We start from the raw sequence: 25473 nt of genomic DNA, 5'->3' as shown, positions 1-25473 counted from the left end.
GAAGAATGGACGCCTCCGCGTCCGTCGTCGGCTCCTTCCGCTCGTCCGGCTCCGGCGAGGGCGGTTTCTTCGGGACCGGACGTTGAAGCGCGAGTGAAGTGGTTCAACGGTGAAAAGGGCTTCGGTTTCGTCGAGATGACGGACGGCTCGGGCGAGGCGTTCCTGCACATCCGCGCCGTCGAGGCGGCGGGTCACACGGCTCTCGAGCCGGGCACGACGCTCCAGGTCAAGATCGGCCAGGGCCAAAAAGGTCCGCAGGTCACCGAAGTTGTTTCGGTTGACGCCAGCACGGCGACGCCTCAGGCGCCGCGCGGTCCGCGTCCCGGTGGGTTCGGCGATCGCCCCGGCGCGGGTCCGCGTCCGGGCGGCGGCGGTCGCTTCCAGCGCGACTCCGGCCCGACCGAGCCCAAGAGCGGCGTCGTGAAGTGGTATTCGCGCGAGCGCGGCTTCGGGTTCGTGACCCCGGATGACGGCGGCCCCGAGATCTTCGTTCACGCCACCGCGCTCGAGCGCGCCGGCATGCGCGAGATCGACGTCGGCCAGCGTCTGCAGCTCGACGTGCGCCAGGGCCAGAAGGGTCCCGAGGCCGCTTCGGTTCGTTCCGACGATTGATCCTGATCGGCGCGAGCCTCCGGGCTCGTTCTAGAACTTGGACGAGGCGCTTCGCTGCTGCGAGGCGCCTCGTTTCGTTTGGCGGGCTTCTAAACCTGATGGTTCGCGGTGGCGCGCTGCGCCAAAGCCGCGATAGGCTGGCGGGATGTCGTCTTCCCTCCTGAGCCATTGGGCGTTCTGGGCCCTGTTGTCGGCGATCTTTGCGGCCCTGACGGCGATCCTGGCGAAGATCGGCGTCGGCGGCGTCAATTCGGACCTTGCGACTTTCATTCGCACGCTGGTGGTGATCGCGGCGCTCGGCCTCATCCTGGCCGGAACGGGCGCCTGGCGGACGCTGCCGCAGGTGTCGGGGCGGGCGTTGATCTTCCTGGTGCTGTCGGGCCTCGCCACCGGGGCGTCGTGGCTCTGCTATTTCCGCGCGCTGAAGCTCGGACAGGCGTCGCAGGTTGCGCCCATCGACAAGCTGAGCGTGGTGCTCGTCGCCCTGTTCGGCGCGCTCGTGCTCGGGGAGAAGCTATCGGTTCACAACTGGGTCGGCGTCGGCCTGATCGCGGCCGGCGCACTCCTGGTCGCCCTGCCGTAGCCGGAGCCGTGGAACCGGCGGCCGGGCTGGCGATTGGTTTCGCTAGACCGGGAGGACGCCATGGCCAAAGACACCACCACCCACGAAGACCGCCAACCCGAAGCGCTGCGCACCTTCGAGGCCGCCAGCCGCGCCGGCGGCAAGAAGCCCGACGGGCAGGGGCTGACCGAAAAGCCCGACACGGCCGCCAAGAGCGACGATCCGGACCGGAAGAACGAGACGGCCGCGAAGGTGTTGCAGGCTGGCGTCGATCACGATCCCAAGGCCGCCACGGAGGCGGTTCAGAACAGCAAGGATCCGCGCATTCCGCGCTGATCTCAGGCGATGCGGGCGGCCGGACGGCTTGCCCGCACGACCTCCTCGAGCGCGGCCCAGCGATCGCGGATCTTGCGCTCCCAAACCTCGGGATTGGGCGACCGCTCCGCTTCCTCGATCATCACGTGGATTTCCACGATCATGTAGCGCAGCTTCGTCGCGATCGCGCCTTGCTCCATGGTGGCTAGGATCGTGCGCAGCACCGCGTAATCGATAGGGCTCGGGAGAAAATCGGCGTCCGTCATTGTGGGGGCCCCATTGCGCGGGAGATGCCGCTTTCCGCAAGCTCCCGCAGCGCCTGCGGACGCCCGACCAGAGTGGGAGCCGCCAGTTCATAGTGCACCGGCGATGCATCTTTTGCGGCGTCCATCAGTGCCACCAATGTTTCGATCCGTGCGAACCTGAAGACCATATAGGGCGGGTAGCCCTTGATCCGTACCGTCCAGCCGGAATCAGAAGCGTCATAACCGACAACGAGAACCAGGGGCGGCATCCATGTCGCTCCGTCCATCAATCGCGCTTTCGTTCAAACATCGAGGCCCCTCCCGGCTGCCCGGAAGGGGCCTCGGCGGCGTTGCCTGCGCCGTTCCAGTATCGTCTCTCAATTTGTTCGTAAACGCGCTATGCTATGAGATGTTCCGCGTAGAAGTGCTGTAAGATTGCGGAGTTGTATAAGTTTCTGAACAGTGAAAGTAGAAAGGCAGTCCGTTTGGCCGGGCATATCACGACCGGCATTCTCGTGCCGGTCGTTCGATGTGTGAGGCAGGCGTGGCTGATATCACCGGCCTTCTTCAACTTAGCTGATCAATGCTCAGCAGGACGACTTGGACTTCGTAACGGTGTCACCCATGTCGTTGGTCTTCTTCACCGTCTTGGTGCTGCAGCCGACCGAACCGGTGCGCACCACCGTCTTGCGGCGCACGGAGACGTCGGAGTCGTCGCTATGGCGGATGACCTTGGTGGTCTTGTTGCCCATCATGCCTTCCTTCTTGATCACGGTGGTGTCCTGTGCATGAGCGACAGTGGCGGCGAGCGTCGCCGCAAGAGCGATTGCGAAGAGTTTCATAGGTTACGTCCTCCTTTGAAGATGCCGGTCAACGCAGCTCAAAGTTGAAGCGTTCCAAAGCGCGGCATCGATAACTTCGGGATGTTTAATCGCTGGCCTACTCTTGGCGATCGTCTGCCCTTCGCGCATCGCAGCAGCGTGCCTCCTGCGAGATGATCATGAACTTACCTTGCGAGGGATTGGCGCCGTGGGCACGTGCGCGGCGGCCGCCACAGGAAGGATTGGTAAACCGTAACTTGGATGCGGCGGCGCCTCTGGTAGCCTTCGGGGGTCACGGAAGTGGCGATTGCTTCAACTCCTCAAGAGCCCTGCGCAAGCAGGGCTTTTCTTTTGCGTCGACCGGCTAGCGCAGGCTGGACGCGTTCGTGCTGCTCGGCCATCGTCGTGCCGGGGCAGTTCGCGAGGAGACCATGGAAGCTTCCAGGACGCCGGACAGCGCCGCGCTGAAGCGCATGATCGAGGCGGGGCGCGGGATTGCGCCGGCTGATCTCGTGATCAAGGGCGGGCGCGTGTTCGATCTCGTGACGGGCGACCTTATGGTCGGCGACGTCGCGATCTGCGGCGACCGCATCGTCGGGGTGGGCGGCGCTTATCAAGGCGCCCGTGAGGTCGACGCGCGCGGCAAGACCGTGGTTCCGGGCTTCATCGATACGCACCTGCACGTCGAATCGTCGCTGGTGACGCCAGGTGAGTTCGACCGCTGCGTGCTGCCGCACGGGGTCACCACGGCGATCTGCGACCCCCACGAGATCGCGAATGTGCTGGGCGCGGAGGGTCTCCGCTATTTCCTCGACTGGTCGACCGCCACCGCCATGGACCTGCGCGTCAACCTGTCGAGCTGCGTGCCGGCCACCCACCTGGAAACCGCCGGCGCGGCGCTGGGGGCCGCCGACCTCGCACCGTTCGCGGACCACCCGCAGGTGATCGGCCTGGCCGAGTTCATGAACTTCCCGGGCGTTCTCTTCGGGGATCCCGACTGTCTCGACAAGCTCGTCGCATTCCAGGGGCGCCACATCGACGGCCATGCGCCGCTGGTCACCGGGCGCGATCTCGACGGCTACTGCGCGGCCGGCATCCGCACCGACCATGAGGCCACCGGCGCCGCCGAGGCGCGCGAGAAGCTCGCGAAGGGCATGACCGTGCTGGTGCGCGAGGGGTCGGTCTCCAAGGACCTGCACGCGCTGGCGTCGCTGATCACGCCGGACCACGCCCCCTTTATGGCGTTCTGCACGGACGACCGGAACCCGCTCGACATCGCAGAGGAAGGCCACCTCGACTTCCTGATCCGCACCGCCATCGCGCTGGGAGCGCGGCCGCTGGACGCCTATCGGATGGCGTCCATCTCGGCCGCACGCGCGTTCGGGCTGCGCGACCGCGGCCTGGTCGCGCCCGGTTGGCGGGCTGATCTCGTGCTGCTGGACGACCTGGAGCAGTGCCGCGTCTCGGCCGTGTTCAGCGCCGGACGGCTCGTCGACGACGCCCTGTTCGCGACGCGGCGGGAGGTGGCGCCGGTGGGCCGGGGCAGCGTCAAGGCGCGGCCCGTCGCGGCGGCCGATTTCGCCAGCCCGGGGCCGGGGGCGACCACGCCGGTGATCGGCGTGATCCCGGGCAAGATCATCACCGAGCATCTCACGCTGACGCTACCCTACGGGGGCGGCGAGCGCGGGGTGGACCTTGCGCAGGACGTCGTGAAGGTGGCCGTGGTGGAGCGGCACGGCCGCAGCGCGCCGGGCCGGGGGATCGGGCGCGGATTCGTGAAGGGCTTCGGCCTAAAGCGCGGAGCCATCGCGTCCTCGGTTGGGCACGACAGCCACAACATCACGGTCGTGGGGGCCGACGACGCCGACATGGCGCTCGCGGTGAACCGGCTCGGCGCCATCGAGGGCGGCTTCGTGGTGGCGGAGGGCGGCCGCGTGCTGGCCGAACTCGCCCTGCCGGTCGCCGGGCTCATGAGCCTGCTGCCCTTCGAGCAGGTGCGCGACGGGCTGATCCCGCTGCGGGCGGCCGCCAAGAGCCTCGGCGTCGTGCTGGCCGAGCCCTTCCTGCAGGTCGCCTTCCTGCCGCTGCCCGTGATCCCGCACCTCAAGATCACCGACAAGGGCATGGTGGATGTCGACCGCTTCGCGCTGATCGAGGAGTAGCGCACCCCGGAACGCGGTTCAGCCCTCGCGTCGCCGCCTTCTGCGCCCACCGTCCTCGCCGGCGGCCGCGACCTTGGGTTCGGGGAAGCGCACGACCTTTTCGAGTTCCGGGAAGGCGTCCTGCTTGTTGGGCAGCGCCATGGCGTTGACGAAGTGCTCCTGGAACGCCGGCTCCAGCGCGGTCTCGATCTTCTCGATGCGCCGGACGACGTCCTGGATCTCCAGCCGCGAGGCCGCGTTCAGCAGCGCGATGCGCGCGCCTGTGCCGGCCGCGTTGCCGGCCGACGCCACCTTGGCGAGGTCGCAATCCGGGATCAGGCCCAGCACCATCGCGTAGGTGACGTCGATGTGGCTGCCGAACGCGCCCGCCAGCGTGATGCGCTCCACCCGGGAGACGCCGTAGCGGTCCATCAGCAGCTTGATGCCGGCGTAGAGGGCCGCCTTGGCGAGCTGGATGGCGCGGACGTCGTTTTGCGTGATGGCTAGGCGCGGTTCGCCCTCGCGCACAAGGTACGAAAAGGTGCGGCCGTTGCTCTCGATGCGGGGCGAGCGCGCCGCCATGCCGCCGTCCACCACGCCGTCCTGGGTGATGATCCCGGCCAGCCACATTTCGGCGATGATCTCGATGATGCCCGAGCCGCAGATCCCGGTGACTCCCGTTGCGGCGGTGGCCTCGGCGAAGCCGGGCTCGTCCGACCAGAGGTCCGAGCCGATCACCTTGTAGCGCGGCTCCAGCGTGTCGCGGTCGATGCGCACGCGCTCGATGGCGCCCGGCGCGGCGCGCTGGCCGCAGGAGATCTGCGCCCCCTCGAAGGCCGGACCGGTGGGCGACGAGCAAGCCAGCAGCCGCTCGCGGTTGCCCAGCACGATCTCGGCGTTGGTGCCGACATCCACCAGCAAGGTGAGCTCGTCCTTGAGGTAGGGTCCCTCGGAAAGGACGACGCCGGCGGTGTCGGCGCCGACATGGCCGGCGATGCAGGGGAGCGTATAGACGTAGCCGCCCGGCGCGATCGTGATCCCGAGGTCGCGGGCGCGGGCCTCGTAGGCGCCATCGATGGTGAGCGCGAAGGGCGCGCCGCCGAGCTCCACGGGGTCCAGCCCGAGGAAGAGGTGATGCATGATCGGGTTCCCGACCACCGTCAGCTCCAGCACGTCCGTGCGGGCGATGCCGGCTTCGCGCGCGACTTCGCCGACGAGGCTGTCCAACGCCTCGCGCACACTGGCGGTGAGTTCGCGCTCCCCGCCCGGGTTCATCATCACGTAGGAGACCCGGCTCATGAGGTCTTCGCCGAAGCGGATCTGCGGGTTCATGAGGCCCGCCGACGCCACGACCTCGCCGGTGATCAGGTCCGTCAGATGCGCCGCGATGGTGGTGGAGCCGATGTCGACCGCCAGCCCATGCGCGGCTTCGCGAAAGCCCGGCCACACCGCGACGATGTCGCCGCTCCGGCGGACCGCGGCCGTGACCTTCCACTCGCCGGCGCGAAGCGTTTTCTGCAGGCCGGCCAGCAAAGCGAGGTCGGCGCGGGTGTCCGCGACCTCCCACTGCGCCGCGAGCGCGTTCTGCAGGCGGCGGAAATCGCTGGAGGGGTCGTGCATGTCGGGCTCGGCGACCTCGACATAGTAGAGCCGCACCACCGGATCGATCTCGATCGGATGCGCCTCGGCGCGCTTGCGCACGACCTGCCGGTGCACCTGCGAGTCCGGCGGCACGTCCACGACGACGTCCCCGCACAGCCGCGCCTGGCAGCCGAGGCGGCGACCCTCCGCCAGCGCGCCGCGCTTGGACGTGTAGCGCGCCTCCACGGCGTTCCAGGCTGTCACGTGATCGGCGTGGGATTCGATGCCGTGCTTGGAGAACGAGCCCTCGCCCACCTGCACTTGGCAGCGCCCGCAGATGCCGCGCCCGCCGCAGACGGAATCGAGGTCCACGCCCAGCTTGCGCGCCGCTTCCAGCACGCTCACGCCCTCGGCGAAGCGCCCGCGCTTGCCGGAAGGGGTGAAGACGACGAGATGGTCGGGGGCTTCGGTCACGGATGGCTTTCGGGGGTGTGCAGGGAAGTCATGGGGCTCTGTCTGGAACCCTCTCCCGCAGGGCGGGGAGGGCAGGGAGGGGGATGGTCGTCACCTCTCCGCCGTCATCCCCGGCGACCTGCGCAGCAGGTCGGGAAGGGGATCCAGCGCCACGCCCGGCGTCAGGCTGGATCCCCTTCCCGGCGCTTCGCGCCGCCGGGGATGACGGCACATCATCTCACGCCTGCTCGCGCGCCCGGCGGCGACCGCCTTCGCGGCGGCCACGGCCGCCTTCGCCGGCGCCGCCCTCCGGAGCAGGCTCGCGGAACTTGCGGATCCAGGCGCCGCAATTCGGGTCGGCGCCCATCACCACGTCGGCGCCCAGGATGGCCTGGATGTCTTCGAGGTGCAGCGGGTTCATGATCGCGGAGGTCATGCCGGCGCCGATCATCATGGGCAGGAACGAGGCGTTGAGGCCACGCCGGTTGGGCAGGCCGAACGAGAAGTTGGAGGCCCCGCAGGTGGTGTTCACCTTCAGCTCCTCGCGCAGGCGGCGCAGCAGGTAGATGAGCTTGCGGCCGGCGTCGTTGATGGCGCCCACCGGCATCACCAGCGGGTCCACCACGATGTCCTCGCGCGGGATGCCGAAATCGGCGGCGCGCTCGACGATCTTCTTGGCGACGCCATAGCGCACGTCCGGGTCCTCGGAGATGCCGGTCTCGTCGTTGGAGATCGCCACCACGGCGGCGCCGTATTTCTTGACCAGCGGCAGCACCTGCTCGAGGCGCTCTTCCTCGCCGGTGACGGAGTTGACCAGCGGCTTGCCCTTGTAGACCGCGAGCCCGGCTTCCAGCGCGGCCACGATGGAACTGTCGATGGAGAGCGGCACGTCCACGGTGCTCTGCACCAGCTTGATGCACTCGGCCAGGATCGCGGGCTCGTCCACCAGCGGAATGCCGGCGTTGACGTCCAGCATCTGCGCGCCGGCCTCGACCTGCGCGACCGCGTCGGCGATCACGCGGCTGTAATCGCCGGCCGCCATCTCGGCCGCCAGCAGCTTGCGGCCCGTGGGGTTGATGCGCTCCCCGATCATGACGAAGCGATGCTCGAACCCGATCACCACCCTCTTCTTGTCCGAGGTGATCACAGTTTCCGTCATGTCGATCCTCCGTAGGGGCTTCGAGGGCCCGGGGCCCGGCCATTCGGGCGCGTTATTAGCACGACGCGTTCGCTATGAGAAACATAGCGTTTGTTATGTCACTCCGCGCCTCCTCTAAAGGGCGAGAGTCAGACGCTGAGGCTCTCCACCGCCTGCATGCTGGGCTGGAAGTCGCGCCGCCAGGGCGTGCGGCCTCGCAGGACGCCGGATTCGTGCACGATCTCGGAGACGTATTCTTCCTGCCGGTAGGCCATCACGTGCACGCCCGAGACGCCCTTCACCTCGCGCAGCTGCTGGATCATCTCGATGCAGATCTTCTTGCCCTCGGCCTTCTGGTTCTGCGCGCCCTCCAGCCGGGCGATCACGGCGTCCGGGATGTGGACGCCCGCCACGTTGGCGCGCATCCACTTGGCCGTGCGGGCGGACGCCAGGGGACCGACGCCGACCAGGATGAAGCACTCCTGGTCGAGCCCGTCGTCGCGCACGCGCCCCATGAAGCGCTCCAGCAGGGGCAGGTCGAAGCAATATTGCGTCTGGCAGAACTGCGCCCCGGCGGCGATCTTCTTGGCCAGGCGAATGGGCCGGAAATCATAGGGCGGCGCAAACGGGTTCTCGGCCGCGCCCAGGAACATGTCGGGCGAGGTGGTGAGCTTGCGGCCCGACAGGAACCGCTTCTCGTCCCGCATGGTCCGGATGGTGGCGAGCAGGGAGGTCGAGTCCAGGTCGAAGACCGGCTTCGCCTCCGGATGGTCGCCGCATTGCACGCCGTCGCCCGTGAGGCAGAGCACGTTGCAGACGCCCAGCGCGGCCGCGCCCAGCACGTTGCCCTGGATGGCGATGCGGTTGTAGTCGCGGCAGCTGATCTGCATGATCGGCGAGTAGCCGATGCGGGTCAGCAGCGAGCAGATCGCCACGCTCGACATGTGGCAATGCGCCCCGGAGCCGTCGGTGGCGTTGATGCCGTCCACCCACCCCTCGAAGATGTGGGCGCGCTCGTACACCTCCTCGGGGTCGGCCGAGTCCGGCGGATTGAGCTCGGCCGTCACGGCGAACTCGCCGCGCCGCAGTACGCGCTCGAGCCGGCCGCGCGAGGAGTGCCCCGGGAGCGGCGGCAGCGGGGCGTGCGGCTCGGCGCCGATGTCGTCGGGGTGCGGGGCCAGCCAGGCTTTGTCGTCGCGGGTCATGGCGGGCCTCAGGCGCGTGGCGCGGCGGGCGCGGCGTCGGGGTTGCGCTCGCGCGCCACGCGCAGCCAGCTCGACTCGCCCTTGCGGCGGTGGTCGATCGGCGGCTGCACGTCGGCGATGCGTTCGCCGTCGCGCATCAGGCGGCTACCCTCCCAGGCCTTCACCCATACGCAGGGCATGTCCGGATAGACCTCGCAATTGCCGTCCTGCCGCACGCCGCCGCAGGGGCCGTTGCGCAGGTTCTTGGGGCAGTTCATCGGGCAGGACATGCCGGTGGAGGACAGAATGCACTGGCCGCACATGCGGCAATCGAACAGCGCGCCCTTGATGGCGGCCTCCACGGCGGCGGCCGGGCGCTCGATCCGGTCGTAGCCCAGCGTCCGCCAGAGCGGGTGCAGCCGCACAACGATCGGCTCGAAGGCGGCGTAGAGGCTCTCCATGAGCCGCGCGTGCCGGATGGAGAAGAAGCGCAGGCGGCCGCGGTCGCCCTTTGGCGGCAGCTTGCCTCGTGGTTCGAATGCGGCGGGGATCATCGGGTCACTCGGCGGCCCTCGGGTCGTTCCGAGTTGAGCCGATCCGCGGCCGTGCGCCGACGCTCCATGCGCCGAAAAAAGCTCTAGGCGCGACCTTGGTTGTCGATCAGGGCTTTCAACGCGGCCTTGTCGTAGCGCGCTTCCAGCCGCTCCGCCTCGGCGGCGGCCTCGGCCTCCAGATCGGCCCCGCATTCGACGGGGTCGCCCTTGCGCCAGTCGGCCAGGTAATCGTCCGTCGCGGCCGCGCCCGAGCGCATCGCCGCCATGTCGACAGCCTCGATGAACCGCTTCGACAACTCGCGCTTGGCCGCGGTGCGGCCCTGCTTGGCGATCACCTGCGTGGGGATGTCGCGCCAGTAGAGGATGGTGAGCTGGGGCATGGTGGTGTCTTTCGTTCTGAAGCTGGCGGTTTGAAACGTCTTAACAACACCCCTCATCCTGAGGAGCGCCGCAGGCGCGTCTCGAAGGACGAGGGGCTCCAGATGGCGTGGCCGTTCAGCCTCCTGGATCCCTCGCCCTTCGAGACGCCCGGCTGCGCCGGGCTCCTCAGGATGAGGGGCTTGGGGGGGTGGCGTCTGCGTTCTTCGGCGTCACAAACCCCGCGATACCGCTTAAGCCCGTGACCCGCTTCTCATACGCCAGCCCCAGCCGCTGCGCCGCCGCGCTGGCCTTTGCGTCCAGCGCCGCGTCCTCGATCTGCGCCAGGTACACCACGCGCGTGTAGTTGCCGAAATAGGTCGGCAGCAACTGCGGGAAGCGGTCGAGGCCGAGGCCCTTGATGATCAGCCGGTCGAAGTGGCGCACGAGATAGTCGGTGAGGAAAAACGTCGCCGGGTCGGCGTCGGTCAGCGCCGCGAAGTCCGGCGCGCCCATGAAGAACTCATAGCAATGCGCGCCTTCGATGCGCGCCACGCGCTCCTCGGCCAGCACCGCGTCCAGCAGGCCGCCGGTGCCGCAATCGCCATAGAGGCACAGGATCTCGTCGTAGCGCCCGCGCGCCGCCCGGATCTTGCGGCGCACCTCGGCCGGGATCTTCTCCGGCCGGTTGTGCAGGATGGCGGGCAGGCAGGTGATTTCGAGATGCGTCAGCCGGTTGGCCTCCACCACGGCCAGCAGCTCGCGGGCGAGCGCCCCGCAGGCAATCACGAGGGTCTTGGGGGGAGCGGGCGTCATGGTTTGCTTGATTCCAAGAGAGCCCTTGTTGGCGCCAAGTTCTTGAGGATCTGGCCGACACCCCACACCCTCATCCTGAGGAGCAGGCCCGCCTGGGCCTGCGTCTCGAAGGACGAGGGAATTCAGCTTGCTCGCCGACGCCGCCTTCTGGAGTCCCTCGTCCTTCGAGACGCACCCCTTGGGCGCTCCTCAGGATGAGGGGCATTGAGCCGTTGAACGTTTGAGGCCTCAAGCCGTCTTCGACTGCACCGAGCCTTGGCGCTTGGCCATGAAGCTCTTGGCGGTTTCCACCGCCACGGCGGCGTCGCGGCAATAGGCGTCGGCCCCGATAGCGTTGGCGAAGGTTTCGTTCAGCGGCGCGCCGCCGACCAGCACCACGTAGTCGTTGCGCATGCCCTTTTCGCTGAGCGTGTCGATGACGACCTTCATGTACGGCATCGTGGTGGTGAGCAGCGCCGACATGCCGAGGATGTCGGGCTGGTGCGTCTCGATGGCCTGCAGGTAATTTTCGACCGGGTTGTTGATGCCGAGGTCGATCACCTCGAAGCCCGCGCCTTCCATCATCATGCAGACGAGGTTCTTGCCAATGTCGTGAATGTCGCCCTTCACGGTGCCGATCACCATCTTGCCGATCTTGGGCGCGCCGGTTTCCACCAGCAGCGGCCGCAGGATGAACATGCCAGCCTTCATGGCGTTGGCGGACATCAGCACCTCGGGCACGAACAGGATGCCGTCGCGAAAGTCGTTGCCGACGATGCGCATGCCTTCCACCAGCGCGTTGGTGAGCACGTCATAGGGCGTCCAGCCACGATCCAGGAGGATGCGCACGCCGTCCTCGATCTCCTCCTTCAGGCCGTCATAGAGATCGTCGTGCATCTGCTCGACGAGTTCGTCGTCCGAGAGCGTGGAAAGGTCGAGATCGTCGCCGGCCATCAGCGGATACCCTTGCGTTCCGGCCCGAAGCGCGGGCCTTCGCATCAGCTTGTCGAGGTTCCGTATAACGCATTGTCGCCCGCGAGACACCCGGTGGCGCGGGCGCGACGCGCATGCCGATTCGGCATGGGCCAGCGCGGCCCGGCGGCTGTGCGCCACACGCGACAGCGTCGACGGAAGGCCAGCATGGGTCGCCCCTGAGGCAATCGCCGCGCCTGCGTTCCGCAAGACTAACCAACGTCAAGACGGCGCGCGGCAGCGTCGCCGGCCCGATCGCAGGAGCGCCCATGTCCGAAGCCGCGATGGAGAACCGGGGGCGCCGCCGCCGGGGCCGCGGCGACGGGGAGCCGACTGGCCCGGCCCCCGCGCGGGCGCAGCCGCGCCTGCCCTTCAAGCCTGTCGCGGCCATCTCGGAGGATGCGCTCGAGGCCATCCACGAGGCGTCGCTGACCGTGCTGGAGGAGATCGGCATGGACTTCCTGCACGAGGGCGCGCGCGCCCTGCTGCGGGACGCCGGCGCGGACGTCGACCCCGCATCGCAGCGCGTGCGCCTGCCGCGCGCACTGGTGGAGAGCCGCATCGGGCTCGCGCCGCGCTCCTTTACGCTGCATGCCCGCAACCCGGAGCGGACGCTGCAGATCGGCGGAAACGCCGTGGCGTTCTGCTCGGTGGGCAGCGCCCCCAACGCGGCCGACCGCGACGGCGGCCGCCGGCCGGGCAACCGCGTCGACTACCAGAACCTGATCCGGCTCGGGCACACGCTGGACGCCGTGCACCTGTGGGGCGGCTACCCGGTGGAGCCCGCCGACGTGCACGCCTCCGTGCGCCACCTCGACGCGCTGTGGGACATGCTGACGCTGTCCGACAAGGCCATCCACGCCTACTCGCTGGGGCGCGAGCGCAACCTAGACGCCATCGAGATGATCCGCATCGCGCGCGGGATCGATCACGAGACGCTGGAGCGCGAGCCCTCGGTGTTCACCATCATCAATTCGTCCTCGCCGCTGCGGCTGGACGGGCCGATGCTGGAGGGCATCATCCAAATGGCCAAGCGCAACCAGGTGGTGGTGCTAACGCCGTTCACGCTGGCGGGCGCGATGGCCCCGGTCACGCTCGCGGGCGCGCTGGCGCAGCAGAACGCCGAGGCGCTGGCCGGGCTGGTGGTCGCCCAGACGGTGCGGCCGGGCTCGCCCTTCGTGTATGGGGGATTCACCTCCAACGTCGACATGAAGACCGGCGCGCCGGCCTTCGGCACGCCCGAATACATGAAGGCGGCGCTGATTGGCGGCCAGCTGGCGCGCCGCTACGGGCTGCCCTACCGCTCCTCCAACGCCAACGCGGCCAACACCCTTGACGCGCAGGCGGCCTACGAGAGCGTGTTCTCGCTGTGGGGCGCCATCATGGGCGGAGCCAACCTGCTGATGCACGGCGCGGGCTGGATGGAAGGCGGCCTCCACGCGTCCTTTGAGAAGATGGTGCTGGACGCAGACCTGCTCGACATGGTGGCGAACTTCCTGCGCCCCGTGCAGGTGGACGCCGAGGAGCTGGCCCTCTCGGCCATGCGCGAGGTGGGCCCGGGCGGCCACTTCTTTGGCTGCGCACACACGCAGTCGCGCTACCGCACGGCCTTTTTCGCGCCCATGATCTCGGACTGGCGCAACTACGAGAGCTGGGAGGAGGCCGGCGCGCCCACCGCCTACGACACGGCCAACCGCCTCTACAAGCAGCGCCTCGCCGCCCACGAGCCGCCGCCGATGGACCCGGCCATCCGGGACGAACTCGAAGCCTTCGTCGCCCGCCGCAAGGCCGAGGGCGGCGCGCCGACGGATTATTGAGAGACCTGACGATGAAAACCCAAGCCCAGGCCGTGATCATCGGGGGCGGCGTCGTCGGGTGCTCGGTGCTGTACCACCTCGCCAAGGCGGGCTGGACGGACGTCGTGCTGATCGAGCGAGCGGAGCTCACCTCCGGCTCGACCTGGCACGCGGCGGGCGGGTTCCACACGCTGAATGGCGACCCGAACGTCGCCAAGCTGCAGCAATACACGGTGGAGCTCTATCGCGAGATCGAAGCCCTGTCCGGCGTCTCCTGCGGGCTGCACCTCACCGGCGGCGTGATGCTGGCGGGCACGCCCGAGCGCATGGACTGGCTCAGGATGGCGCACGCCAAGGGGCGCTACCTTGGCATGCATACCGAGATCATCTCGGCCGCCGAGGCCAAGCGGCTGATGCCGCTGATCGACGAGAGCCGCTTCGTCGGGGCCATGTACGATCCGCTGGAGGGGCATCTCGATCCCTATGGGACCACGCACGCCTACGCCAAGTCGGCCCAGCTGAAGGGCGCGGAGATCGTGCTGCGCAACCGCGTGGTGGACACGGTCCAGCGGTCGGACGGAACGTGGGACGTCGTCACCGAGCAGGGGACCATCCACGCCCAGCATGTCGTCAACGCCGGCGGCCTCTGGGCGCGCGAGTGCGGCCGCATGGCGGGGCTGGAGCTGCCGGTGCTCGCCATGGAGCACATGTACCTGCTCACCGAGGACATGCCCGAGGTGGCGGAGGTCAACGCCAGCACCGGCAAGGAGGTGATCACGGCGCTGGACTTCGAGGGCGAGATCTACACGCGCCAGGAGCGCGGCGGCATGCTGATGGGCACCTATGAGCGCGCCGGCAAGCCGTGGTCCGAGACCGTGACGCCGTGGGACTTCGGCCAGGACCTGCTGGAGCCCGACCTCGACCGCATCGCGCCCTCGCTGGAGGTCGGCTTCGAGCATTTCCCGGCCTTCGCCCGGGCCGGCATCAAGAAGATCATCAACGGCCCGTTCACGTTCGCGCCGGACGGCAACCCGCTGGTCGGCCCAGTGCGCGGGCTGCGCAACTACTGGGTCGCGTGCGGCGTGATGGCGGGCTTCAGCCAGGGCGGCGGCGTCGGGCTGGCGCTCGCCAACTGGATGATTCAGGGCGACCCGGGCTTCGACGTCTGGGCCATGGACGTCGCCCGCTATGGCGACTGGGCCACGCTCGCCACCACCAACGCACGCGTGAAGGAAAACTACTCGCGCCGTTTCCGCATCCGCTTCCCCAACGAGGAGCTCGAAGCCGGGCGGCCGCTGCGCACCACGCCGCTTTTTGACCGGCTCAAGGCCGACAACGCCGTGATGGGCGAGAGCTACGGCCTCGAATACCCGCTCTGGTTCGCCCCGAGGGGGACGGAGCCGAAGGACGTGTTCTCATTCCGGCGCTCCAACGCGTTCGGGCCGATCGGCGAGGAATGCCGCACGGTGCGTGAGCGCGTCGGCGTGCTGGAAACGTCCGGCTACGCCAAATACGAGGTGACGGGGCCGGGCGCCGAGGCGTTTCTGTGCAGGGTGCTGGCCGGCCGCATGCCGGCCCAGGGCCGCATCACGCTCACCCCCATGCTGAACGAGCGCGGCAAGCTGATCGGCGACTTCACGGTCGGGCGGCTCGGCCCGGAGCGTTTTTTGGTGATCGGCTCCGGCCCGGCCGAGCAGCACCACATGCGCTGGTTCCTCCAGCACGCGCCGGCCTCGGGCGTGCGGATCGATCCGCTCGGCCAGAGGATGCAGGGCCTCAGCGTCGCCGGGCCGCGGGCGCGCGAGCTGCTGCAACGGCTGGTCCGGCAGGACCTGTCCACCGCCGCGTTTCCCTTCCTGTCGATCGCCGCCATGGATGTCGGCCCCGTGCCGGCCATCGTGGGGCGCATCTCGTTCACGGGCGACCTCGGCTACGAGATCTGGGTGGAGCCCGACTGCCAGCGCGCGCTGTTCGACGCGCTCTGGAGCGCCGGGGAGGCATTCGGCGTCGGCCATTTCGGCCTGCGGGCGCTGAACGCGCTGCGGCTGGAAAAGAGCTTCGGGACCTGGGCGCGCGAGTACCGGCCGATCTACGGTCCGGTCGAGGCCGGGCTCGGGCGCTTCATTCGCTGGAGCCGGCCGGACTTCATCGGCGCGGACGCGGCGCTGGCCGAGAAGGCCTCCGGCGGCGCGCTCAGGCTCGTCACGTTCAAGCTCGACGCCCGCGACGCCGACGCCATCGGGGACGAACCGATCTGGTGCAATGGCCAGGTCGTCGGCTGGATCACGTCCGGCGGCTACGCGCATGGGTCCGGCGTCTCTGTCGCGATGGGCTATGTGCCGGTCGCGCTCGCGGACGCCCGGGACGGTTTCGAGGTCGAGGTGATCGGCGAACGCGTGCGCGCCAAGCCGCTGCCGGAGCCGCTGTTTGATCCCTCGGGAGCCCGCCTGCGGGCTTGAGGCGCCGGGGCGCCGCCCCGCTGCGTTTGCGGAAGCAAAGCATGGCGCCACCGCCTCGCCGTCATTGCGAGCCGGAGGCGAAGCAATCCAGTCTAAGGCTGGGCGCGACGCCCGGTGACGGGGCCAACCCCAGCCATCTGGATTGCTTCGCTGCGCTCGCAATGACGGCGAGGGGCTCAACCGTGGTGCCCTTCCTTCTCCCGCCTGCGGGAGAGGGGCAGGGGTGAGGGCGCCGGGCTTGTCCGATCCAAGCGATGCCTCGCCGTCATTGCGAGCCGGATGCGAAGCAATCCAGTCTAAAGGCCGGACGCTACGCCGAGTGCCAGGCGCCACCCCCAACCGCCTGGCTTGCTTCGCTGCGCTCGCAATGACGGCGGGGCGCTGCATCGTCGTGCGCGTCCCTCTCCCGGGGGGAGAGGGAACACATCCGCAATATGAAAATAATCCTTGACATCTCGCCCGCTTTCCCGCACCCTGCGCCTACTCTCGACCCAGGGAGGGGGCGCTTCCGGAGCGGTCCAGAGCGGGGTCGGGGCGCGGCGCCTGCGCGGGTGGGGATACCGGACCCACCCTCCCGGGAGGCCTTTCCGGAGCGGCCGGAAGGTGGGTTCGGGGGGTAACAGCCCCGGCAACGCCCGCCCCTCGGCAGTCAGCCCGCCCGCCCCACACTACGGTGGGGCCGTGGACGAGGCCACCTTAACAACCTTGCGGTCGCTGCCCACAAGGAGCGGCCACAAGGAAGGAGCGCGGGTCGGAAAGGTTCAAAATCGCCGGTCGCGAGGCGTCGGCCCGTCCGAACCCTACGCGTAAAACCAATGATGGGCCGGCGCCTCGCGGCGCCCCTCCACACTGATTGCCCCACCTCCGCGCCGGCGGAGAACGCGGACGCATGGCCATCGATGCGCGCCCCGTCTCCCCCGGGAAAAGGGGCCGCCAAGCGGGGGAGAGACGGGAAAAAGAGACCGAAACACCCCTCCACCGTCATCCCCGGCGGCGCGCAGCGCCGGGAAGGGGATCCAGGGGACTGGGTCCAGAGCCAAGCAATGGCCCCTGGATCTCCTTCCCGACCCGCTGCGCGGGTCGCCGGGGATGACGGAGAGGGGTGAGCGTTAGGGACCGAGAAGGCGTCTCCGGCCGCGTGCAGGATGGCTTGCGTTAACGGGGCGCTAACCATGCACCCGGCAGAAATTGCCCAGAGCTGCGTCTGGGCGCAGCCGACATCGAGGACCACACGCGCATGACCGACCTCTCGGTGGTCGACGGCAGAACCGCCAAATCCACCCCGGATGGCAGCGGCATGCCGTCCTTCGGGCAGATCGGCGCCCTGCTGGGCCGGTCGGACATCGCGCTCGCGATCGCGGTGATGAGCATCCTGGTGGTGCTCATCATGCCGCTGCCGGCGTTTCTGCTGGACCTGTTGCTGGCGGTCTCGATCATCCTGTCGGTGCTGATCCTGATGACGGCGCTGTTCATCGAGGCGCCGCTCGAGTTTTCGTCGTTCCCCACCGTGCTGCTGATCGCCACCATGCTACGGCTGGCGCTGAACCTCGCATCCACGCGCCTGATCCTGGCCAACGGCCATACGGGCACGGGCGGCGCCGGGCACGTCATCGAGGCCTTCGGGGCCATCGTGATGGGCGGCAACTTCGTGATCGGCCTCGTGGTGTTCGCGATCCTGCTGGTGGTGAACTTCGTGGTGATCACCAAGGGTTCGGGCCGCATCGCCGAAGTGGCGGCGCGCTTCACCCTCGACGCGATGCCGGGCAAGCAGATGGCGATCGACGCCGATCTGAACGCGGGCCTCATCGACGAAGCGACCGCCAAGAAGCGCCGCAAGGATCTCGAAGACGAGTCGTCCTTCTTCGGCGCCATGGACGGCGCGTCCAAATTCGTGCGCGGCGACGCCATCGCGGGCCTGCTGATCACCTTCATCAACGTCATCGGCGGCATCATCATCGGCGTCGTGCAGCATGGCGTCAGCTTCTCGCAGGCGAGCCGCACCTACACGCTGCTGACCGTGGGCGATGGCCTCGTGTCGCAGATCCCGGCCCTGATCGTGTCCACGGCCGCGGGCCTGCTGGTGTCCAAGGCCGGCGTCTCCGGTTCGGCCGCCAAGGCACTGTCCAAGCAGCTCGCCACCATGCCGAAGGCGCTGGGCATGTCGGCCGCCGTGATGGTGGCGGTCGGCCTGCTGCCCGGCATCCCGATGCTGCCCTTCTTCGGCCTGGCGGCCGGCGCGGCGTGGTTCGCCCGCAAGCTGCATATCGCCCGGGAAGCGGCTGCTCATGCCGACCCAGAGGGCGTTCCCGGCGCACCAGGGGGCGCCGCCGGGCAGGCTCCGCGCGAAGAGACCATGGCCGAGGTGCTCAAGATGGACGATCTCAAGATCGAGATCGGCTATGCGCTGCTGCCGCTGGTGAACGATCCCCATGGGGGCGATCGCCTGACCGAGCAGATCAAGGCGCTCCGGCGGACCCTGGCGAGCGAAATGGGCTTCGTGATGCCGTCGGTGCGCATCCTCGACAACGTCCAGCTCGAGGCCAATTTCTATATCGTCAAGCTCAAGGAGGTCGACGCCGGCCAGGGCGTGGTCTATCCCGGCCAGTTCATGGCCATCGACCCCATGGGCGGCGCCATCGAGCTGCCGGGCCAGCACACGATCGAGCCGACCTTCGGGTTGCCGGCGACCTGGATTGACGCTTCGCTGCGCGACGACGCGCAGATTCGGGGCTACACGGTGGTGGACGCCGCCACGGTGATCTCGACCCACCTGACCGAGATCCTGAAGGCCAACGTAGGCGAGCTCCTGTCCTATGTGGAGTTGCAGAAGCTCCTGAAGGACCTGCCCAAGGAACATTCCGACCTCGTCAAGGAGCTGACGCCGAACCAGATCCCGATGACGACGATCCAGCGCGTGCTGCAGATCCTGCTTGGCGAGCGTGTGTCGATCCGCGACCTCGGCACCATCCTGGAGGGCATCGCCGAGGCGGTGAACATGACCAAGAACCCGCGCGACATCGCCGAGATCGTGCGCCAGCGCATCGCGCGGCAGATCTGCGCGCAATACGCCAATGCGCAGGGCCAGTTGCCGATCATCACGTTGTCGCCGGCCTGGGAAACGACGTTCGCCGAATCCATCGTCGGGCAGGGCGACGAACGGCACCTCGCGATGCAGCCCTCGCGCCTGCAGGATTTCGTGATGGTGGTGCGCGACCGCTTCGAAGAGGCGGCGCGGATGGGCGAGATCCCGGTGCTGGTGACGTCGGCCTACGCACGCCCCTTCGTGCGCTCGATCATCGAGCGCTTTCGCCGCGAAACGCCGGTGATCTCGCAGGCCGAGATCCACACGCGGGCGAGGCTGAAGACGGTGGGGAGCGTCTGATGCGCCGCCGTCTCGGCCGATCAGACGGGCGCTTTCGGCTCAATCGGAGCGGCGGCCTGGGCGAGTTGCGAGCGCTCGAAGAGCAACACGACCGGCAGCGACATGACGAGCGGCAGGATCAGGTAGAACAGCCGCCAGACCAGCAGCGCGGCCACCACCGACGGTGCGGGCACCGACGGCATGATGGCCAGGAACACCGCCTCCATGACGCCGACGCCGCCCGGCACCTGCGACAGGAGGCCGGCCGAGAACGACATCAGGAAGGCTCCCAGCACGATAAAGAAGTGCGGGCTGCCCTCCGGCAGGGCGAAGTAGATGATGCCTGCCGCGCCCATCAGCTCCAGCGGCGCCGCGAAATACTGGCGAAGCACGATCGGCAGGCGCGGGTAGACCACCTCGAAGTGGCCGAACTGGATGGGCTTGAAATGCCGCCACGAGCCCAGCGTGTACAGGGCGCAGAAGGCCAGGAGGCCGAACCCTACGAGCCGGGCGACATTGGGGTTGATGGCGAACCAGGGCGAGAGCGTCTGCAGGGGCCCGAGGATCTGCGGCTCGCCGACCAGCACGAGGCCGAGCAGCAGGATGGTTCCGAACGCGAAGGTGAAGGAGCAGAGAGCCACCAGGATGGCGACCTCGGCCGCCGAGAGCCCCTTCGCCGTGTAGGCCCGGTAGCGCACCATGCCGCCCGAGAACACCGAGGCGCCGATGTTGTGCGACAGCGCGTAGGTCACGAACGAGCAAGTCGCGATGTAGAACCACGATATGCCGTTCTGTTTCTTAAGATGAATCAGCGCGATCCGGTCGTACCAGGCCAGCGCCGCATAGGCGACGAGCGTCGAGAGCGCGCACAGCAGGTAGGCATGCGGAGGAATCTCGACGATTTTCGCCGCGATCACGGATGCGATCGTCTTGACGTTCGCCCAGACGGACCCCTGGTCCAGCAGCGCGCGGACGGCGGGGTCGGCTCCGGCCTCCAGCTTCAGCTTCTTGTACAGGAGGTCGATCGACCAAACGACCGCGGCCAGCCCGACGAGGGGCCAGATGAAATCCATGATGCGCTTCATGCCAGCCGACCTGGTCGCCCCCGTGCAGGCCTCGTTGGCGGCATGTCCTGCACGAAGCGGATCACCGCCGCAAGCCTGATCGCAGGCTCGCGGCCGGTTCGGCGGGCGCGGCCGGCCCGGGCGGCATGCGCCCGCGGGCCGTCCGGCTCTTACTTGCCCCAGATCGCCTTGTAGGCGTCGCGATAGCCGTTGTCGGGATCAAAGGCGTTCTTGGGACCGCCGTCGAACTCGACATTGCTCTTGGTGACCACATGCAGCGGCGGCGTGTAGCCGGACCAGGCCTCGCCCGCGAAGGCGCGGTTGAGCTCGTCCACGAGCTGCCAGCCCTGGAGGTTGAGCGGCTCGGCCACGGTGACAGCTTGGTACTGGCCCGAGCGGATGCGCTGGTAGGCGCTCTCGGAGCCGTCGCCGGCCGCGACCGCCTTGGGGGCTCCATCGCCCTTGATCCCCGCGGAGGCGAGCGACGGGCCCATGAAGTCGAAATAGATGTCGTTGATCGCGAGCGCATGCGTCCACTTGGCGCCATGGCGCTGCAGCAGCGACGTGGTGAGCTGCGGCATGCGGGTGGACGTGTCCGCGATGGGGGTGTCGACATATTCGAGCACCGTGCCGCCGGCTGCCGTGATCACGTCGCGGATCTTGTTGGCCTTGGCGATCGCGATCGCGTAGGTCGAATCCGTGAAGATCACCACGCCGGGCTTGCCGCCGGCGTCCGCGAAGGCCCACAGGGCGGCCGCGCGGGACACGTCCATGGCGTCCGTGGAGACGTTGACCCGGACGGGGGTGCCCGGGACCGGGCCGATCACGGGCGCGGCGTGCCAGGACACCAGGGGGATCTTGGCCGCGCCGGCCGCCTCGATGCCGGCCTTCTGCTCCACGGCGTCAAAGCCGTTGATCACGATGCCGTCCGGCTTCAGCGCCATGGCCTGCCCGAAGGCGGCAGTGCGGCCCGAGATGGAGCCGGCGCCGTCCAGCACGCGCACGGTCCAGCCCAGCGCCTTGGCGGCCTCGGACACGCCGTTGGAGACGCCGAGCACGCCGCCGTTCTTCATGTCGGCGGCCAGAACCACGATGGTCTTGCCAGCCGCGCCCTTTGGGCCGGTCGTGGGGCCGTCCCATTTCGTGGCCCGGCCCGCGAAGGTCGCCACGAACGCGTTGGCGTCCGCAATGGCGTCGGCGTTGGCCGGCGCGGCGGCTGCGGCCAGAAGGCCGGCTCCGGCGACGCCGGCGATGATGTGTTTCAGCATGGTCCCCTCCTTGAAGCGTTGTGCTTTTTGCTCTTGGTGAAAACGGGCGCCGCTCACGGCGGCGCGGCGTCGGCGGGCGGTTGGCGTGCGGCCGCGCCCTTGCGACGCTGCGCGTAGCCGGCGATGCCGATGGCGACCAGCAGGGTGACGCCGTTGAACAGCGGCTCGACCCAGAAGGAGCCGCCGAATTGCTGGATGCCGGCGATGCCCACCGCCAGCACGGAAACGCCGACCAGCGTGCCCCAGACGTTGACGCGCCCGGGCTTGATGGTGGTGGAGCCCAGAAAGGCGCCGACCAGCGCGGGCAGAAGGTATTCCAGCCCGACGCTGGCCTGGCCGATGCGCAATTTGGACGCGAGCAGCACGCCGGCGGCGGCCGCGAGCGTTCCGGACGTCACAAAGGCCGCCATGGTGAAGCGCTGCACCGGGATGCCGTTCAGCGCCGCCGCCTTGGGGTTCGCCCCGATGGCGTAGAGGTAGCGACCCACCGGCAGGTGCTCGAGCGCGAGCCACATCGCCAGCGCCAGCGCGAGCACGTAGAAGCCGGTGATCGGCAGCCCGAACACGAAGGCGCCGTTGAGCGCCAGGAAGCCCTCCGGCAAGGGTGCGACGACCTGCCTGCCGCCCGTGTGCCACAGCGCCAGCGCGTACAGCACCGTGCCGGTGCCCAGCGTGGCGATGAAGCTGTCGATCCGGGCGACCTCCACGAGCGCGCCGTTGATCGCGCCCACGAGCGCCCCCAGCGCCAACACGACAACGACCGCCACCGGCCAGGGCAGGCCGAACGCGGTTTGCAGCGAGATGGCCAGGATGTGCCACAGCACGATGCCGTAGCCGACCGTGAGGTCGATCTTGCCAGCCGCCATCGGGATCATGGCGGCCAGGGACAGAAGCGCGATAATGGCCTTGTCGGACACGATCGACCGCAGGTTCAGCATAGTCGGGAAGGTTTCGGGCAGCAGCGCCGAGAACAGCGCCACCAGCGCCACCGTAAGGATCGGCAGGCCGTAGACGGGCAGCAGCCGCAGCGCCCGGTCGCGTGGCGAAAGGCGGCGCAGCTCGGCCGGCGTGGGCTCGAGGGCGTTGGATTCGATGGAGTTCATGCAGCCTCCGAGGCTGAGGCGGCGCTGATGAGGGCCTGGGCGGCGAGCGCCGGGCCGCTGAGCTCGCGGATGATGCGGCCGCGGTTGAACACCAGGGCGCGGTGGCACAGATGCGCGACTTCCTCGAAGTCTGTGGACACCACCACGACGGCGAGGCCGCGCTCCAGCGCGCCGGCGATCAGGCGGTAGATCTCGGCTTTCGCGCCGACGTCGACGCCGGCGGTCGGGTCCTCGGCGATCAGCAGGCGCCGGCCCGTCGCCAGCCAGCGGCCGACCACCACCTTCTGCTGGTTGCCGCCCGAGAGCCCCTCGATCGGCAGGGTGGGATCGTTGGGGCGCAGGCCGACTTCGGCGCCGAGCGCGCGGGCGGCTTCTGCTTCGCGGGCCGGGGAGAGCGGCGCAAGGAGGCGCCGGCCGGCCGCTGCGGGGTTCAGAAAGGCGTTCTCGCGGATGGAGAGCGCGGGGGCGATTGATTCCTCGGTGCGGTCGCGTGCGATCAGGCCGACGCCGGCCCTCAACGCCGCCACGGGCGAGGACAGGTCCGGCGCGGCGCCGTCCAGCGTGATCTCGCCCGCATGGGGCGTGGCGCCGAACAGCGCCCGGCCGACGTCCTCCTGCCCGGCGCCGCGCAGGCCAACGAGACCGAGGATCTCGCGGTCGCGCACCTCGAAGCTCACCGGACCGGCGCCGGCGGTGCGCAGCTCACGTACGGCGACGCGCACGGCTCCGGGCGGATGGGCCGGGCGGGTGAAGGCGTCATCGAGGCTGCGGCCGACGATCAGGCCAACCAGCGATTGGGGGGTGGCGTCCGCGACAGCGCCTTCGCCAACGAGGCGTCCGTCGCGCAGCACCGCGACGCGGTCGGCGATGCGGAACACCTCGTCGAGCCGGTGCGACACGTAGATCATGCCCACGCCGGCCGCCTTCAAGCGCCGCATGGCGGAGAAGAGACGCTCCACTTCGTCGGCCGGGAGGCTGGCGGTCGGCTCGTCGAGCACGAGGTAGTCGCAGTCGACCACCAGCGCGCGCGCAATCGCGACCAGCGACTTCTCCGTGCGGCTGAGGGCATTGATGCGGGTGGTGGGGTCGATGTCGCAGCCGACCAGCGCCAGCGCGCGGGCCGCCGTGCGGGTGGTCTCGCGCCAATCGATGAGCCGGCCCCAGCCCGGGCGTCTCGCGTAGCCGCCCGCCATCGCGACGTTCTCGGCCACCGTCATCCACTCGAGCAGGCCGAGATCCTGGTGGATGAAGCCAACGGCCTGGCGCTCGCCGCGCCGCGGCGCGTAGTGCGCGTAAGGCGCGCCATCGATCGTGATGGCGCCCTGGTCGGCCTTGTGGATGCCGCCGAGAATTTTGATCAGGGTGGACTTGCCGGCGCCGTTCTCACCCAGGAGCGCCAGCACCTCGCCGCGCCGCGCGGAGAGGCTCACGCCCTTCAGCGCCTGCGCGCCGCCGAACGCCTTCGCGATGCGCTCGAAGCGCAACTCGCCGGCCGTCTCCATTCCCCGCCCCACTCTTCGTTGCCGAGACAGTGGGGCAGAACGACGATGCTGTCACGTTGATTTGACGACTATCAAACAGCGCCGCTTGCGCGATGGGTCGCGCGGGTGCGGCGCGCGCTCACTTGCCGTGCTTGCTCAGCCAGGCCTTCATGGTGGCGATCTCGGCCTCCTGGGCCTTGACGATCTCCTCGGCCATCTTGCGCAGCTCCGGGTCCTTGCCGTGCTGCAGCTCCACCCGCGCCATGTCGATTGCGCCCTGGTGATGCGGGATCATGCCGCGCACGAAGTCGACGTCGGCGTCGCCGGTGAGCGGGGCGGTCATGTCCTTGTGCATCTTGTCCATCGCGGCCTTGTAGCCGGCGTTGGAAGTTCCCTGGCGCGCCGGCATCGGCATCGAGTGGCCGCTGTGGTTCTGCTGCGCCAAAGCGGGCATTGCCGCCAGAGCGCCGATCACGAGTGCGGCGAACAGGTGCGTCTTCATGGTCTCGAAGCTCCCTTGGCGGATTGTGAGCGGGCGGGGCGACGCTACAATCCCGAAGCCCGGCACATAAGGACGACAGGAACGATGTCAACTCAGCAGGCGCTGCCGGACGGGTACACGGTTGTGCCGCCCGGCAAGATCGCGTCCGTCGTGACTTTTCTGGAAATGCGGCGGAAGCCGACCCTGACGGCTCGCCCCGCCGTCGGGGTGCAACTGGTCCGCCTCGGCCCCGTCGACGTCGCCCGCTACAAGCGCATCTACAGGCAGATCGGCGAGCGATGGTTCTGGTTCTCGCGGCTGTCGATCGCGGACGGCGATCTCGCGGCCATTCTGGCCAGCCCCGGAGTGGAAGCCTATGCGGCGACGCGGGACGGCGTCGACCTCGGGTTGCTCGAACTCGACCTGACGCAGCCCGGCGAGGCCGAGATCGTTTATTTCGGGCTGGTGGACAGCGCGGTTGGGCAGGGGGTCGGCGGCTGGATGATGCGCGAAGCGCTCGCCATCGCGTGGGCGCGTCCGATCGGCCGCTGCTGGCTCCACACGTGCACGCTCGATCACCCGGGCGCGGTCGGGTTCTACCGGCGTTTCGGGTTCGCACCCTTCAAGCTCGCCGTGGAGATCGCGGACGACCCGAGGCTCACGGGCGCTCTCGACCCGGGGGCTTTTCCGGAAATCCCGCTGGTTCGGCCTTGAATGCGAAAGCCCGGTC

Annotated in this window: 23 protein-coding genes; 8 read left to right on the top strand and 15 right to left on the bottom strand. The window is 68.8% G+C overall.

All coding sequences use genetic code 11. The features are described from left to right. The first annotated feature begins 93 nt into the window (after nt 1-93). The 3 genes from IEV99_RS19370 to IEV99_RS19360 all read left to right on the top strand — a co-directional run bounded on the left by IEV99_RS19370 (nt 94) and on the right by IEV99_RS19360 (nt 1510). Nucleotides 94-612, top strand: coding sequence for a cold-shock protein (locus IEV99_RS19370; RefSeq protein ID WP_308469384.1), 519 nt, complete (start codon nt 94-96; stop codon nt 610-612). Between the two features lie 145 nt (nt 613-757). Beyond that, nucleotides 758-1195: an EamA family transporter gene (locus IEV99_RS19365; protein ID WP_188519348.1), complete on the top strand. Its 438-nt coding sequence runs from the start codon at nt 758-760 to the stop codon at nt 1193-1195. Between the two features lie 60 nt (nt 1196-1255). Then, a complete protein-coding gene (locus tag IEV99_RS19360) occupies nt 1256-1510 on the top strand; it encodes a hypothetical protein (protein ID WP_188519347.1) in 255 nt (84 codons plus the stop codon). Between the two features lie 2 nt (nt 1511-1512). Here the strand turns inward: IEV99_RS19360 and IEV99_RS19355 are convergent, their stop codons facing one another. The 3 genes from IEV99_RS19355 to IEV99_RS19345 all read right to left on the bottom strand — a co-directional run bounded on the left by IEV99_RS19355 (nt 1513) and on the right by IEV99_RS19345 (nt 2576). After that, entirely contained in the window at nt 1513-1755 is a 243-nt protein-coding gene (locus tag IEV99_RS19355) for a hypothetical protein (RefSeq protein ID WP_188519346.1), read from the bottom strand. Then, nucleotides 1752-2003, bottom strand: a complete 252-nt coding sequence (locus IEV99_RS19350; protein WP_188519345.1) for a hypothetical protein — start codon at nt 2001-2003, stop codon at nt 1752-1754. The genes IEV99_RS19355 and IEV99_RS19350 overlap by 4 nt, the downstream gene beginning before the upstream one ends. A gap of 318 nt (nt 2004-2321) precedes the next feature. Further along, nucleotides 2322-2576, bottom strand: a complete 255-nt coding sequence (locus IEV99_RS19345) for a hypothetical protein (RefSeq protein WP_188519344.1) — start codon at nt 2574-2576, stop codon at nt 2322-2324. A 410-nt stretch (nt 2577-2986) separates the two neighbouring features. Between IEV99_RS19345 and ade the strand changes: the two genes are divergently transcribed. Next, on the top strand, nt 2987-4717 hold the full coding sequence (ade, locus tag IEV99_RS19340) for an adenine deaminase (RefSeq protein ID WP_188519343.1): 1731 nt from the start codon (nt 2987-2989) through the stop codon (nt 4715-4717). 18 nt (nt 4718-4735) lie between these two features. On the opposite strand, the gene IEV99_RS19335 is transcribed toward ade, so the two are convergent. The 7 genes from IEV99_RS19335 to IEV99_RS19305 all read right to left on the bottom strand — a co-directional run bounded on the left by IEV99_RS19335 (nt 4736) and on the right by IEV99_RS19305 (nt 11712). After that, a complete protein-coding gene (locus IEV99_RS19335; protein ID WP_188519342.1) occupies nt 4736-6751 on the bottom strand; it encodes an ASKHA domain-containing protein in 2016 nt (671 codons plus the stop codon). Nucleotides 6752-6968: 217 nt separating this feature from the next. Then, the gene (locus IEV99_RS19330; RefSeq protein ID WP_188519341.1) at nt 6969-7889 is read right to left on the bottom strand and encodes a dihydropteroate synthase; all 921 of its coding nucleotides are present in this window, start codon (nt 7887-7889) and stop codon (nt 6969-6971) included. Nucleotides 7890-8017: 128 nt separating this feature from the next. Next, on the bottom strand, nt 8018-9073 hold the full coding sequence (locus IEV99_RS19325; RefSeq protein WP_188519340.1) for a methylenetetrahydrofolate reductase: 1056 nt from the start codon (nt 9071-9073) through the stop codon (nt 8018-8020). An 8-nt stretch (nt 9074-9081) separates the two neighbouring features. Beyond that, on the bottom strand, nt 9082-9606 hold the full coding sequence (locus tag IEV99_RS19320; RefSeq protein WP_188519339.1) for a methylenetetrahydrofolate reductase C-terminal domain-containing protein: 525 nt from the start codon (nt 9604-9606) through the stop codon (nt 9082-9084). 83 nt (nt 9607-9689) lie between these two features. Beyond that, nucleotides 9690-9986 carry a virulence factor gene (locus IEV99_RS19315; RefSeq protein ID WP_188519338.1) on the bottom strand — a complete coding sequence of 99 codons (297 nt, stop codon included), beginning with the start codon at nt 9984-9986 and terminating at the stop codon, nt 9690-9692. Nucleotides 9987-10152: 166 nt separating this feature from the next. Then, nucleotides 10153-10779: a DUF1638 domain-containing protein gene (locus IEV99_RS19310; RefSeq protein ID WP_188519337.1), complete on the bottom strand. Its 627-nt coding sequence runs from the start codon at nt 10777-10779 to the stop codon at nt 10153-10155. A gap of 228 nt (nt 10780-11007) precedes the next feature. Then, nucleotides 11008-11712, bottom strand: coding sequence for a cobalamin B12-binding domain-containing protein (locus IEV99_RS19305; protein ID WP_188519336.1), 705 nt, complete (start codon nt 11710-11712; stop codon nt 11008-11010). A gap of 287 nt (nt 11713-11999) precedes the next feature. Between IEV99_RS19305 and IEV99_RS19300 the strand changes: the two genes are divergently transcribed. From IEV99_RS19300 to flhA, 3 genes are all read left to right on the top strand, one after another. Beyond that, on the top strand, nt 12000-13547 hold the full coding sequence (locus IEV99_RS19300; RefSeq protein WP_188519335.1) for a trimethylamine methyltransferase family protein: 1548 nt from the start codon (nt 12000-12002) through the stop codon (nt 13545-13547). A gap of 11 nt (nt 13548-13558) precedes the next feature. Then, nucleotides 13559-15985 carry a GcvT family protein gene (locus IEV99_RS19295; protein ID WP_188519334.1) on the top strand — a complete coding sequence of 809 codons (2427 nt, stop codon included), beginning with the start codon at nt 13559-13561 and terminating at the stop codon, nt 15983-15985. Between the two features lie 1237 nt (nt 15986-17222). Continuing rightward, nucleotides 17223-19367, top strand: coding sequence for a flagellar biosynthesis protein FlhA (gene flhA, locus IEV99_RS19290; RefSeq protein WP_188519333.1), 2145 nt, complete (start codon nt 17223-17225; stop codon nt 19365-19367). Nucleotides 19368-19387: 20 nt separating this feature from the next. Here flhA and IEV99_RS19285 read toward each other — a convergent pair whose 3' ends face one another. The 5 genes from IEV99_RS19285 to copM form a co-directional block, all read right to left on the bottom strand. Further along, nucleotides 19388-20419 carry a lysylphosphatidylglycerol synthase transmembrane domain-containing protein gene (locus tag IEV99_RS19285; RefSeq protein WP_308469383.1) on the bottom strand — a complete coding sequence of 344 codons (1032 nt, stop codon included), beginning with the start codon at nt 20417-20419 and terminating at the stop codon, nt 19388-19390. 161 nt (nt 20420-20580) lie between these two features. Beyond that, a complete protein-coding gene (locus IEV99_RS19280) occupies nt 20581-21678 on the bottom strand; it encodes a substrate-binding domain-containing protein (protein ID WP_188519331.1) in 1098 nt (365 codons plus the stop codon). A gap of 53 nt (nt 21679-21731) precedes the next feature. After that, nucleotides 21732-22781, bottom strand: coding sequence for an ABC transporter permease (locus tag IEV99_RS19275; RefSeq protein WP_188519330.1), 1050 nt, complete (start codon nt 22779-22781; stop codon nt 21732-21734). Then, a complete protein-coding gene (locus tag IEV99_RS19270) occupies nt 22778-24283 on the bottom strand; it encodes a sugar ABC transporter ATP-binding protein (protein WP_188519329.1) in 1506 nt (501 codons plus the stop codon). The genes IEV99_RS19275 and IEV99_RS19270 overlap by 4 nt, the downstream gene beginning before the upstream one ends. Nucleotides 24284-24401: 118 nt before the next feature. Further along, nucleotides 24402-24764, bottom strand: a complete 363-nt coding sequence (copM, locus tag IEV99_RS19265; RefSeq protein ID WP_188519328.1) for a CopM family metallochaperone — start codon at nt 24762-24764, stop codon at nt 24402-24404. A gap of 84 nt (nt 24765-24848) precedes the next feature. Here copM and IEV99_RS19260 point away from each other — a divergent pair, with 84 nt between their 5' ends. Next, on the top strand, nt 24849-25457 hold the full coding sequence (locus tag IEV99_RS19260; protein WP_188519327.1) for a GNAT family N-acetyltransferase: 609 nt from the start codon (nt 24849-24851) through the stop codon (nt 25455-25457). Nucleotides 25458-25473 lie beyond the last annotated feature (16 nt).

It is taken from the genome of Alsobacter metallidurans (genome assembly GCF_014636935.1).
Taxonomy (GTDB): Bacteria; Pseudomonadota; Alphaproteobacteria; order Rhizobiales; family Beijerinckiaceae; genus Alsobacter; species Alsobacter metallidurans.
Note: the sequence above shows the minus strand (reverse complement) of the source record. Positions and strands in the feature narration are given on the sequence as shown.